We start from the raw sequence: 14022 nt of genomic DNA on the forward strand, positions 1-14022 counted from the left end.
TTCTAACTCTCTGACTACTTTTTGCTTAAAGCTAATACTATACCGGATCACCGTTTGGACATCTCTTGTCATGGTATTACAGATTTTTTTGTTCTTAAATCTGTCTACTTATGCTAGGACAAGACACTGATACCTGACACCTGACTGCTGATAGCTAACAGCTAAAAACTCATCTCTGTCCCTCACTTACATTCCATCCTCCGTCCACATATACCACCTGCCCGGTAGTGAATGTGGAATAGTCAGACATAAAATAACAAGCCAGTCCTGTAATATCATCTGGCTGTCCTATTCTTCCTCCATCCAAAGGTTGTTTTGTTTTTATGAAAGAAAGAATAGCTTCATCATTTGCCGCACGCTGTGCCATCGGCGTTTCTACAAGCGCGGGAGCAATTACGTTTACCCTGATATTATTTTTTGCATAATATGCTGCAATTGATTTACTGAAACCAATTACCGCAGATTTGCATGCCGCATAAGCATGCGTGCTGAAATAAGCAGGAGAAGGAAAACTTCCCAGCACTGATCCCATATTGAGTATAGTGCCCCTGGTTTTATGCTGCAAAAACCATTGTACTGCCGCCTGGTTCGACAGCATCATTGAAGTGAGGTTCAGGTCAACGGTTTTATGCCATCCTTCCAGCGTTAACTCGTGCAAGGGTCCGTCTCCCATTTTTCTGCCACTGCCACCTGCCACATGAAACAGCCCGTTGAATGAGCCATATGCTGCCGCACATATTTCTATAGCCTGTTTTGCTGTACCGGGTTGTACGGCATCAGCTATAAGCAATTGGGCGTTACGTGGTAAGGCCTTTTCCGCTGCATGTACATTTTCATCATCTTTTCCAACAGCAATAACATTTGCGCCCTGCTGTATAAAAAATGCGGCAGCGGCCAAGCCCATGCCGGAAGTACCGCCGATGATCACAATATTTTTATCTTTTAACCAACCGTTAGTCATATTAAAAAGTGAGGAAAGATAAAGTTAAAGTTTTTTATTACCATACATCTATCGCATGTATCTTAGCGTCATAATATGTTGATGTTTTAAAAAGAAAAGCAATAAAGTTCCGTTAATAACCCGTATTAATCGCATTTGTTAGTTTAACCTTAATTATACAAATTATACCCAACCTTTGCATGATGTTTTTTTCTGATCGTACTTTCTCCTATACTATTAGTAAGTGGCTGACCGGAAGTATTTGCGTTTGTTGCTTATTGCTTTTTGCATGTCGGCAAAAACCAGAAGCGCCCAAGCCTGTTGAGATTGTTAAGAAACCGGAAGATCTCAATAAAAAAACTTTTGAAAATATAGCTTCAATTCTAGACTTTGCTTCGGCTAATGGCGGAAAGCTAAATGACAGCGTGATATTTACAAGCATGCCTTTGGTAAAAGCGTGGTATGCGCAAAAAGATTCTCTGGTTACATGGAGTAACCAAAAGGCATGGTTACAGATGGCAGACAGCCTGTTTGATTTTATTAAACATAGTGAAACATACGGTTTGTTTCCCACAGACTACCATTATGTTCAACTGAATGCCATATTTGAAAAGCTTAAGAAGGATTCTGTTTCAATGCTCGACGCGGCTTTATGGGCAAGGGCGGATGTATCGTTTACAGACGCTTTCATGCAGATTACCAGAGATATTAAATTAGGACGCCTGCAAAGAGATAGTATTACTTTACGGAAAGATACCTTGTTCAACGATTCAATAGGAATAGCGTTGCTGCAAAAGGTTCAACAGGAAAAAATACTCACTCCTGTATTGCAGCAATTAGAGCCCAATTACGAAGGCTACCGGGAAATACGGAGCTTTCTTCCATATTTCCTGGACTCTATGGACAGAAAAGCATATACCTATATCAACTATCCTTTTGAAGATTCTCTTGAATATATCTCCCAACTGCAAACGCGTTTATTTGAGGGCGGTTATATAAGTTTTAATGACCGCGCCGCTGATACCGCAGAGCTACGGGCCGCTGTGAGAAGTTTCCAGGAAAGCAAGGATTTAAAAGTAGATGGCAAAGCAGGTCCTGCCGTAGTAGCGGCATTAAATAATACCGGTATAGAGCAATTCAGGCGTATAGCCATTAACCTCGACAGGTATAAGCAATTGCCGGATAGTATGCCTGTAAAATATTTATGGGTTAACCTGCCGGCCTATAAATTTGAGCTTTGGGATAATGATACACTCAGGCTTGAATCGAAAGTGATAATAGGAAACCCCAAAACCCGCACACCAGTGCTTACGAGCGAGCTTACCAATTACGTAATATTTCCACAGTGGACTGTGCCATACAGTATTGTTTTTAAAGAAATGTTGCCTCAGATACAACGTAAAGTGGAATACCTGGATAAGCAAAACCTGATGGTGGTTGACAAGAACGACAGCATTATCGATCCGCATTCTGTGAACTGGTTTAAGCTCAACAAAAATAATTTTCCATACCAGCTAAAGCAGCGTGAGGGAGATGATAATTCGCTTGGCGTAATAAAATTCAACTTCAGGAATAAATACAGCGTTTACCTGCATGATACCAATGCAAGGGGATTGTTTTCGAGGAAGGTACGTGCGCTTAGTCACGGTTGCGTGCGGGTGCAGGAATGGAAAAAGCTGTCCAATTACCTTGTACAGAATGACAGTATACGCTATAAACCCGATACTTTGGCCGCCTGGATGAAAAGAAAGGAAAAGCACATGGTGAATTTCTCAAAGCGGCTACCTATATATATACGCTACTTCACCGCTGCAGCAAAAGACGGCAATATAGTGCTGTATGATGATATTTATGCTGAAGATAAAATTGCCCGCGACATGTATATGGGCAATAGAAAAGTAATCTCTGCGTTATAATGGCTCAAAAATTGATTTATGATAACTATGTATCCCAGTGATACATAGTATTTTTTATATTTTATTATATCAAAATCGTTTGTCTGAGCGTGTAATAATCCTTGTTTGCATGAAAAAATGGTTACCTATCCTTATTTGTTCTGTATTGGCATTTATCGGCTCTTTAGCTCAAAGCCAGAAAAATGGTGGGGGGAAAAAAGAAGTCATTTATAAAAAAGAAGGGATAGCAAGCTATTATGGAGGAAAGTTCAATGGCAGGGTGATGGCAAACGGGCAAAAATTTGATGAAAAAAAGCTAACTGCGGCACATAATTCTCTTTCTTTAGGAACCTGGGTCAGGGTAAGCAACCTTCGAAACAAAAAGTCCGTCATAGTTCAGATTACTGACAGGATGCATCATAAGAATAAGCGTCTTATTGATGTTTCAAAGGAGGCAGCCCGGAAATTAGGTTTTTTGAAAAAAGGAGTGACCAAAGTGCGGGTAGAAGTAGTAGAAAACCCTTAGTTGAGCGTTAGTAATGATATAAGTAAATATTAATTTTTGGAACATTCATAATCAACCTTTTACCTTTGCATTACTTAAATAAATTAAACATGTTATGAGAAAACCAGTATTAGTTCTTTTAGCAACAATTATGCTCGGTTCCGTAGTTGCCCAGGAAAATGGCATCAAAAATCCTTACAAAAAGAGACCTGCATTTGGTTTCGCTTTTACATTCCACGATTTTCAAACTGCACAAGATTTAAAAAACACTTCTCTTAATCAGGTTTTAAAAGATAAACAATGGTACAAAACAGGCAGAATGAGCCCTGGTTTGGCATTGTCTTATTTCCAGGGTCTTACTGATCATTTAGATTTCATGGCCCGTCTTGGCGGTACATTCGTTAGCTATCCTGTGCCTGATAAGCCTCAGAGCGGTAACGACAAATTGCTTGCTGAGCTTGATGCGAATATCAACGCTAAATTACTCAGCGACAAGTATTGGGTGTCTCCATATTTAACTGCTGGTATCGGTGGTTCACAATGGAGCGGTTACTGGGGCGCTTATGTGCCATTGGGTGTTGGTTTGCAAATTAACTTGCTCGACCAGGCTTATATTAACCTGAACGCACAATACCGTGTTGCGGTAACTTCAGCTACTACAGCAAATCATTTGTTCTATAGCTTTGGCGTAGCCGGTTCATTATTCGAGAAAAAAGAACCAAAAGTAATTCCACCCCCCCCACCACCTGCTGATACAGATAATGATGGTATTGTTGACTCTATTGACGCATGTCCTACAGTTCCGGGGCTTGCCCAGTTCAACGGTTGTCCTGATACAGATGGTGATGGTATCCAGGATAAAGACGATAAATGTCCTGATGTAAAAGGTTTGGCTAAGTACAATGGCTGCCCGATACCTGATACAGATGGCGATGGTATAAATGATGAAGAAGATAAATGTCCTAACCAGGCTGGTGTGGCTAAATACAATGGTTGCCCGATACCTGATACAGATGGTGATGGCGTAAATGATGAAGAAGACAAATGCCCGGCTCTTGCAGGACCTGCAAGCAACCAGGGATGTCCTGAAATTAAGGAAGAAGTTAAGAAACGTATTGATGTAGCTGCTAAGAATGTATTCTTTGCAACCGGTAGCGCTAAGCTTCTTGCAAAATCAAACAAATCATTGGATGAAGTTGCAAAAATATTGAATGAAGATCCTAATCTGAAACTTGATATCGAAGGTCATACTGATAATACCGGTAAACCTGATAAAAACCAGATATTGAGTGAAGCAAGAGCAAAATCTGTATTGGATTATCTTACTACCAAGGGTGGTATTGATCCAAGCCGTCTTGTCTCTGCAGGTTTTGGACAGGATCAGCCAATCGCAGATAATAAAACTGCCGCTGGTCGCGCTAAAAACCGCCGCGTTGATTTAAAATTGCACTATAATTAATAAAGAAGTTCTCTGCCTTTTAAAAAGTCCCGGCCCTGTGCCGGGATTTTTTTATTGGAGGAACTTTGTGAGCCTTGGTGTTACTTGGTGTAATATGTAATATCACAAAAGACACAGAGAAGTCACGAAAGACACAAGAAACTTTGTGGAACTTTGTGAGCCTTGGTGTTACTTGGTGTAATATGTAATATCACAAAAGACACAGAGAAGTCACGAAAGACACAAGAAACTTTGTGGAACTTTGTGAGCCTTGGTGTTACTTGGTGTAATATGTAATATCACAAAAGACACAGAGAAGTCACGAAAGACACAAAAAACTTTGTGGGACTTTGTGATCCTTTGTGTTACTTGGTGTAATAATAGCATACTTGTTTTATGAACTCATCTTTTATTGGTATCTCAAGAACCATTACTTCTCTGTATCTAAATCAACGCTCATAAAAATAAAATCGCTGAAAAAAATATTCACTTTAATTTTTGAGATTGATAAGGTTCAGATTTGGTCTACAGCAGTATTTTATCTGTTATTATTCTAAATAATTGCCTTGTTGGTGGTTAAAGATTGAGGTTTTATATTTGATAATACGATAAGGTCGAGTAAATACAGAATTGAAATTTGATGAAGAACATAACTTGCCAGCAGTTGCTTAATATAGAAACTATTTCTGATGCTTTTAAAAACAATAAAATCCCCCTGTCTGAAAAAATAATTTCCTGCTTTTACTCCTGTTACCAGTCACTATTTATAAAATGGGCTAAAATTATGTATGGGCATTATTCACCCGATGTGATTGCATTTGCGGCCAATGATTCTTTTACAGATGGGGTGCTAAAGTTACAGGAAGCTGCCAGCCGAGGTAAACTTTATCAAAGCAATGCCAGTGTAAAAACGGTTTTGTTTCATTATTGCCGGTATAAACTTTTAGCGCAATTGAAAGATGAAGAGCGGCTGGCAGGAAAGAATAAAAAGCTGGCGCTTTTTTTATCAGGTCAAACCATGTACAGTACTGAAACGGAAAATGAAATGCAGGAAAAAAGGCACGAACTTATTATGCGGGCTCTGGAAAAAATGACTGCCGAAGACAGGCAGATCATCCAGTGGCGGCATATTGAAGAAAAGACACCTGACGAGATCGCTGCACTTTTGGCTATTAAAGTACCATCTGCCACTAACCGTATTTACAGGTGCATGGAAAGGTTGCGGAAACTGGTGGAGGAGATGGACGAGAGATGAAAGGTTTGAGGTTTATGGTTTATCCTTAACTATAAACAAGAAATTATAAACGCACTATCGCTCAACCACAAACTAAAAACCAGAAACTATAAATATCTAAATTTCCGGTATGAACATAACTACTGAACAATATCAAAAGATCATGCGTTTTCTTAATACGGAAATGGACGATGCGGAAATGGACGCGTTTGAAAAAGAGCTGAACGCTAATCCGGAAATGCGTAGTCAGCTTGACTTTGAGCAATCAGTAAGAGATAGTTTTGCTTTGCGGCAAATAACCGTTATTCCGGGTGTTGAGCCTGTAAATACCATTAATAAAATTAGTAAATCAAACCTTAGCGTAAGGAGATTACAGGTATGGATTGCCATTAGCGCCGCCGCTGTAACGGCAATTGTATTCCTTTCCATTTTTTTGAAAAAGACAGAAAAAAATGCAGTTACAGCCGGTTTCGGTACTAATAATATTGATACAGCACAGCAATCAGCTATTCCACCGCAGGTGATGGTAGCAGAGCCAGTGCAAAAAGACAGCGTTGAGGTTATTGACCTGGTCGGCTTGTTTAAACAATATTTTAAAAAAGATACTTTACCTGAACACTATCCTCTTTTCCTGGCCGAAGCTTTGATGGATTATGAATCGGGCAATTATAAAGCACTCCAACAATTAAATTTAAAGGACCTGCCTCAAACCCGTGGCGCTGATGAAACAGGCAGCAGGAAAAGCATTTTGCAACTGGGGTATTATTATAAAGGATTAGCTTTTTTGCAAACCGGTAATACCAATGAGGCTGTAGTTAATTTGAAATGGGTATTGAATAATCAACCGGATAAGAATTTACGTGCCAGAGCGCAATGGTACCTGGCTTTAATTCATTTAAAGGAAAATAACGGTGAGAAAGCTGCTAAGCTGTGCAGGAGTATTGTTGACAATAGGGAAAACGATATCCTCGTAAAAAACGCAGGAAAAATACTGGATGCTTTGAAAAAATAAATTTGACTCCGAAAATATTTTATGAAACTTTTTTTGGTGCTTGCAGGAATGTTTTTATGTCTGCAATCAGTTGCCCAAAAGCAAAATGATAAAGATTCAGCAGCATATTATTATAGTAAAGGGCAGTATGCCAGGGCGTTACCTTTTGCAAAGAAAAGCTTTGATAATGTAAAAACACTCAACAACGACGATACTGTATATATCTCTGCTTCATACACACTGGCTAATGTATACTACGGACTGGCAATGAATGACAGCGCTATGGCTTATTTTCTAAAATCCTGCAATGGAGCCAAGAAGCAATATGGAGAAAAGAGTCAAAAACATGGGAGATACCTTGTAGATGTTGCAGTGATGTACAGGGAATTGGGGAAATTTGAGGAAGCAGAGCAGGCTTATCAAAAAGCTACAGCTATTTTAGAGAAAATAGATGTTCCCTATAAAAATGACTATGCCTTCAGTTTAATCCAGCATGCAAGCTTTTATCATTTAAGGGGTAATTTAAGTAAGGCGGAAGAATTATACCTTACTGCCAGCAATGTTGCACCAAAAGAGCCTCTCGAAAAGAAAACAGAATATGCTTTAGCCTTACACGAGCTAGGCATGCTGTACGAAAAAATGGGTAATTATGATAAGCAGGAAACAACGCAGTTGCATGTATTGGGCATGCTGAAAGAGATGTTTGGCGAAAAACATCCTGCTTACGCCAACGCCTTAAATAATCTGGCAATCCTGTACTGGCGCAGGCACAAGCTTGAGAGGGCTGATTCAATGTTCAGCGAATCATTGAAAATCAATAAACAGGCCAATGGTGAAAACAGTACCGCTTACATTATGATCTTAAATAATTTAGGCCTCGTTAATGCCGAAATGAAGAGATATGAAACAGCAGAAAAATATTTAAAAGAAACTGTAGAAATAGCATACAAAAATGGTGGAGAAGAAACATTTCAATATCCTTTTTGCTTGAATGCCCTTGCCAAGTATTACGCCCGGACAGGTCGAAAAGAAATGGCAGAGCCATTGTTTCAAAAAACGCTCGCTATTTATAACAAACTTGGATTAGAACTAAATTCCAGCAGTCTGAGGCAATTGTATGATATGTCAAAGCTTTTATACGATGATGATGCAGCTAAAGCTACCATATATTTAAAAGAAGCAGTAGCAATAGAACAAAGGCTGCTGCTGGAAAAGCTGGATTTTTTATCCGAAACAGAACTGCTTGTTTATTTAAAAGGAAGATCTGTTTTTTTTGACAGGCCTTTCCTGTTTTTAATGCGTCATAAAAGTCCCGAGATTGCCCGCGCAGCTTACAATAGCAGGCTGCTTGCAAACGGTATTGGTTTACAAAACACCAGCACTCTTTATCAAAACATGGCGCAATCAACGGATAGCAATCTTGCTGTGCTTTGGAAAAAATACCTCCGGCAAAAGTCTTCTTATACCAACCTTTTATTAACACCTGCAAATAAAAGAAATGTCAACACAGATTCTGTTGCCGCCATCCTTAACCAACAGGAAAAAGATATACTGCGAAGATCAACAGATTACCAGAGCATGAAAGAAAAGCTTTCGATCAAATGGCAGGATGTGCAGGCATATTTGCAACCAGGTGAGATAAGCATTGAATTTGTCAGGTTCAATTATAAATTTGACCTATACATTGATGCTCCTGCTGATACTGCATATTATGCCGCTTTGTTGCTTCGCCCGCAGGACACAGTGCCTCAATTTGTACTGTTGTGTGAGGAGAAACAGTTGGTTGACGCCTTAAAGAAATTTCCTTACAAAGCGGCTGTTAACAGCCGGGGAAGAAAACCGGTAGCTTACGACCAAACGCTTACCAATGCATTGTACAAACTGGTGTGGCAGCCATTGGAGTCTTATCTTGCCAATACGAGAACAGTATACTTTTCGCCTGATGGTATACTGCACCGGGTAGCCTTTGCGGCTATACCTTACAAAAAAAATGCACTGCTCTGCGATAGATATAATCTTGTGCAGCTTACTTCTACCCGCCAGGTAGCCTTGCATGAAACCCGGCCACCTGCACCGGTTTCGATAGCTATGTTTGGCGGTATCAATTATAATCGTCAGTCAGTTGATACTTCTTCTGGCTTTTACGTCACTGAACACCCTGGCATTCGCAGCGCTGCTCCGGATTCATTCCGCTTTTTGCCCAATACTTTAACAGAGATCTTTACAATAAAAAGAGATGCCGAAACATTCCAAAAACGAACCGTTGCATTTACTGCAGATCATGCTACAGAAATGGCTTTCAGAAGCCTGGGCGGCAACAGTTCACCAGAGGTAATTCATTTTGCAACACACGGCTTTTCACTGCCTGATACTTTCGCTCAGGAAAATAATGCCGGCGTATCTTTTCATGTGGCAGATAATCCGTTGCTTCGCTGCGGGCTGGTAATGGCCGGAGGTAATAATGGATGGAAAGGTAAAGCCGGACCAAATGAAGATGACGGTATATTAACAGGACTTGAAATAAGCGCCGTACAATTACCAAATACACAACTGGCAGTTTTGTCTGCCTGCGAAACCGGTTTGGGTAAAATAGAAAGCAGTGAAGGTGTATTTGGCTTGCAAAGAGCATTTAAGCTGGCAGGGGTTAACTATATCATGGCCAGTCTCTGGCAGGTGCCTGATAAAGAAACCGCTGAATTTATGGAAACATTTTATGCGAATTGGCTGGACGGTAAAACCATTCGCGAAGCATTTTCCACTACACAACATACCATGCGAAAAAAATACGCGCCTTACTTCTGGGCGGGTTTTACATTGGTGCAATAAGTTTTTTCAGGAAGGGTGATAATAGCGGGCAGGCAAGGGCTGTTAAGCGTATAGTACCGTATACCATATAAACCTTAGTAACAGGCAAGTCATCACACACCTACCTTATTATCTCGCTGTGCAATTAATGTAATTAGGTATATCCATATTTTGCGGGAGTATTTTGGGTACGTTTCAATTTTCCGTATTTAAAAATATGCCCTGCTTAATTACCGGTGAGCAAAGGTTAATGCATTCAGTAACCCTGTGCAATCCTAAACCAGCGAAAAATTAAAATACGCCCTATTTTGCAGGCGCCCCTGCTCAAATAAAAGAAAATCATATATTAGTGAAAAATGTGGAAAAAATATTAGCCACTATAAGAAGGTGATCTTTCAGTCTTAAAGGTATTGTATGAAATTCTTTTTAGCATGTACGGGGATATTTTTTTGCCTGCAGTTATTTGTGCAGGCGCAGAGCGATATGGACTCGCTAAGATATTACATTGAAAAACGTCAAATGGCCAATGCGCTGCCTTTTGTAAAAAAGAATTTTGAAGCCATAAAAGATATCAGTAACGATGACAAAGTCTATATAGCTGCTGCCAGTCGGTTAGCCGGCATTTATTATTCGCTTTCAAAGTTTGACAGTGCCCTGGTTTATTATGTACAAGCCTGTGAGAGGGCAAAAAAGCAATATGGAGAAACAAGCGCGCAATACGGGCAGCTTCTTGTATATGTTGCGACAATGTATACGAACGTAGGACAATTTCGGGAAGCCGGGCAGGCGTTCCAAAATGCAACTGTCATTTTAAGCGGAATGAAAAATTCAAATAAAAAAGCATATACCGAGTGTTTAAATGAGTATGTTTCTTTTTATTTGACAATAGGCAATTTAAATAAGGCAGAGGAAATGTACCTGAGTGCACGTAAAATGGCGCTAACGGAACCTGTTGATACGATTGGCTACGCTTTGTCCCTGGAAAGGTTGGCCAGACTGTATAGAACAATGGGATTTTATGCAAAGCAGGAAGCCGTAGCAATGCAGGTATTTGAGATTATTAAGGAGAAATACGGAGAGGATCATTACAAATCTGTCCCGGCTTTAGCTTCGTTGGGAGATGTATACCAGCGCAGACAAAACCTGGCGAAAGCCGATTCTATATACAGGAAGGCATTGAAAATTCAACAGCAGGTTCTGGGCAAAAAGGCTGCTAGCAATATTTATCTTTTGCGGCGTATAGGGATCGTAAATACAGAGATGGGAAAATACAGGGTAGCTGAAAAATACCTGAAAGAAGCGTTGGAAATTGTAAATGAAAATGGCGGGGAAGCATCGCCGCTTTATACCATTTGCAGCAATAACCTGGCCAGGTTGTATGCTTCATCCGGCAGAAAAGAGCTGGCAAAGCTTTTTTTTCAGAAATCTATTGCTATTTACAATAAGCTGGGTCTAACATTGCATTCTTCCCGTCTGAACTTACTATATGATATGGCAAACCTCTTATGTACCGATGATCCCGCCGGGGCAGCTATATATTTAAAAGAAGCAATGGTTACAGAAAACAAGCTGCTGTTGCAAAAGCTGGATTTTTTATCTGAAACAGAATTGCTTGCTTATTTAAAGGAGATGAAAGATGCTGCCGACAACCCTTACCGGTTTTTGCTGAGCCATAAAAATCCTGAGATAGCAGGTGAAGCCTACAACAGCAGGTTGTTGATAAGCGGCATCGGCTTACAAAATACGAGGATGTTGTATCAAAATATGGCGCAGTCAAAAGATGATGAGCTTGCAGTACGCTGGGAAAATTACCTGCAGCAAAAGTCTTATTATACAACCCTGTTGCTGACACCGGTATCCCAAAGAAATACCAATACAGATTCTGTTGCCGCACTCCTGAATCAGCAGGAGAAAGATATATTACGCAGGTCGGCAGCTTACAGGAATATGAAGGAGCAGCTTACCGTTACATGGCAGGATGTGCAAAAGCATTTACAACGTGGTGAAACAGCTATTGAGTTTGTAAGGCTTAACGGGCAATCCTATACCTACACCGAAGCAAAAGCTGCTGATACTGTTTATTACGCGGCTTTGCTGCTTCGCCCGCAGGATACGGCGCCCCGGTTTGTAGTGTTGTGTGAAGAAAAGCAATTGATCGCTGCCATGAAAAAATTTCCTTACAAAGCGGCGGTTAACACAAGGGGGGAAAAGCCGGCAGCATACGACCAAAGCGCTGCAAATGACTTATATAAACTGTTATGGGAGGCATTGGAGTCTTATCTTACTGAAACCCAAACGATATATTTTTCACCTGCCGGTATGCTGCACCGCGTGGCTTTTGCCGCTATTCCTTACAACAAGAATGAGATGCTTTGCGATAAGTATAATCTTGTACAGCTAACTTCTACCCGGCAGGTAGCTTTGCGGGAAACCCACCCTTCTGCCCCTGTTTCGATAGCCATGTTTGGCGGTATCAATTACAATAGCCAGTCCGCTGATACAGGTGTTCCGGTATTTCCCGATCCCTATGCCTGGGTGTACCGCGAAAACCGTGGCGCCGATATAGATTCTTTTCGCTTTTTGCCCAATACCTTAACAGAGATCAATGCCATAAAAACGGATGCTGAAGCGCTGCAAAAGCTGCCTGTCATATTTACTGGCGGTAATGCTACGGAAGCTGCTTTCAGGAACCTGGGCGGAGATCATTCGCCGGAGGTCATTCATTTTGCCACACATGGCTTCACGCTTTCTGATACTGCGCAAAGCAGCAATGCCGGTGCACCCTTTAAGGTATCAGATAATCCCCTGCTGCGTTGCGGGCTGATAATGGCGGGCGGCAATAAAGGCTGGAAAGGCAAAGCCGGACTGAACGAGGATGACGGTATATTGACCGGTCTTGAAATAAGTTCGGTACAATTACCAAATACACAACTGGCAGTTTTGTCTGCTTGCGAAACCGGGTTGGGGAAAATAGAAGGTAGCGAAGGTGTATTTGGCTTGCAACGGGCATTTAAACTGGCGGGAGTAAACTATGTAATGTCCAGCCTCTGGCAGGTGCCTGATAAAGAAACGGCTGAATTTATGGAAACATTTTACTCCCATTGGTTTGCTGGGAAAACTATCCGCAAAGCTTTTTTAACTACACAACAAACCATGCGTAAAAAATACGCACCTTACTATTGGGCAGGTTTTACGCTGGTGCAATAATTTTTTTGTAAAGGGTGATGATAATAGACAGTAATGGCTATTAAGTCTATGACAATACCGCCGTGTTGCTTCAGATGCTCAATAATCGTTTTCAGTCATTGAGATAGATATTTTATTGACCGTTGCTTATTTGCCAAAGGTCTTTTTTCCGATGTGATTTTCGCAATAGAGTAATGGTTCGTACTGCATCTATGCATAAAGAAGTAACTCCGGCAACATTTTTTCTATTAACTGGCAAAACCTAAAACAATTACCATGAGAATGAGTTACTACTTATTTAACCGGTTAATGGTTACTTTAATCTTACTGATATTGTATGGAGCAACTTCACTGCAAGCGCAAACGCAAATGAAGGACAGGGTTTATTTCGGTTTCAAATTCGGAGGTTATACCGGTCTTTACAAGGGTGATAATTATTTCTCGAAAGATTTAGGTTATAAGATCGGCTCCAAAAGCAATTTTCACGCCGGGGTCTTTTTGGAAATTCCTACGTCAAAACATCTTGCTCTGCAACCCGAAATTCTCCTCTACGAAGGTGGGTATTATTGGTATACTGAAGAAAGGTTTGGCGCGAGAGGAGACAATGGCGATTATGATGTCAATGAAGAACTGGGTTATGTAAGTATTCCCGTATTGCTCAAATACAAAGTAGGCGGCTTGGGTATTTATGCAGGACTCCAGCCCGATTTCCTATTCTTCACTATGCGGGATATTGAAGGAAGGAGTACGTCTGCCAATGAAGATGATTTCAGGAAGGATTATAAGAAGGGCGTGTATTTATCAGGCATAGGCGGCATCGAATATACGTTTCGCTTTGGTCTCGGTGTAAGTGCCAGATACCAGTTAGGATTGACAAATATTGCAAATCCAACGCAATTGGGATTGTATGAACGAGGCAATAATATCAACACGAACGCTTTTCTCTACGGTATCCATTGGCGTATAGGCAAACCCCGAAAAGTATCATAAAGCATATATATGGTTTATAGAACTAAGAATTCTCAGAT

Annotated in this window: 9 protein-coding genes; 8 read left to right on the forward strand and 1 reads right to left on the reverse strand. The window is 40.6% G+C overall.

From position 1 onward, the window contains the following. Nucleotides 1-169: 169 nt before the first annotated feature. Nucleotides 170-961 carry an SDR family NAD(P)-dependent oxidoreductase gene (locus DC498_RS13065; protein WP_116874616.1) on the reverse strand — a complete coding sequence of 264 codons (792 nt, stop codon included), beginning with the start codon at nt 959-961 and terminating at the stop codon, nt 170-172. Between the two features lie 179 nt (nt 962-1140). On the opposite strand from DC498_RS13065, the gene DC498_RS13070 reads away from it, so the two are divergent. The 8 genes from DC498_RS13070 to DC498_RS13105 all read left to right on the forward strand — a co-directional run bounded on the left by DC498_RS13070 (nt 1141) and on the right by DC498_RS13105 (nt 13984). Further along, a complete protein-coding gene (locus DC498_RS13070; RefSeq protein WP_116874617.1) occupies nt 1141-2856 on the forward strand; it encodes a L,D-transpeptidase family protein in 1716 nt (571 codons plus the stop codon). A 109-nt stretch (nt 2857-2965) separates the two neighbouring features. Then, nucleotides 2966-3361 carry a septal ring lytic transglycosylase RlpA family protein gene (locus tag DC498_RS13075; protein ID WP_116874618.1) on the forward strand — a complete coding sequence of 132 codons (396 nt, stop codon included), beginning with the start codon at nt 2966-2968 and terminating at the stop codon, nt 3359-3361. A 94-nt stretch (nt 3362-3455) separates the two neighbouring features. Continuing rightward, nucleotides 3456-4799 carry an OmpA family protein gene (locus tag DC498_RS13080; RefSeq protein ID WP_116874619.1) on the forward strand — a complete coding sequence of 448 codons (1344 nt, stop codon included), beginning with the start codon at nt 3456-3458 and terminating at the stop codon, nt 4797-4799. Between the two features lie 619 nt (nt 4800-5418). Further along, nucleotides 5419-6033, forward strand: a complete 615-nt coding sequence (locus DC498_RS13085; RefSeq protein ID WP_116874620.1) for a sigma-70 family RNA polymerase sigma factor — start codon at nt 5419-5421, stop codon at nt 6031-6033. A 109-nt stretch (nt 6034-6142) separates the two neighbouring features. Next, nucleotides 6143-7024, forward strand: coding sequence for a tetratricopeptide repeat protein (locus DC498_RS13090; protein ID WP_116874621.1), 882 nt, complete (start codon nt 6143-6145; stop codon nt 7022-7024). Nucleotides 7025-7045: 21 nt separating this feature from the next. Further along, on the forward strand, nt 7046-9829 hold the full coding sequence (locus tag DC498_RS13095) for a CHAT domain-containing protein (protein WP_116874622.1): 2784 nt from the start codon (nt 7046-7048) through the stop codon (nt 9827-9829). 393 nt (nt 9830-10222) lie between these two features. Continuing rightward, nucleotides 10223-13015, forward strand: a complete 2793-nt coding sequence (locus DC498_RS13100; protein WP_116874623.1) for a CHAT domain-containing protein — start codon at nt 10223-10225, stop codon at nt 13013-13015. Nucleotides 13016-13276: 261 nt separating this feature from the next. Next, entirely contained in the window at nt 13277-13984 is a 708-nt protein-coding gene (locus DC498_RS13105; protein ID WP_165813832.1) for a porin family protein, read from the forward strand. Nucleotides 13985-14022 lie beyond the last annotated feature (38 nt).

Origin of the sequence: Terrimonas sp., from assembly GCF_003075435.1 — a bacterium.
Classification (GTDB): domain Bacteria; phylum Bacteroidota; class Bacteroidia; order Chitinophagales; family Chitinophagaceae; genus Agriterribacter.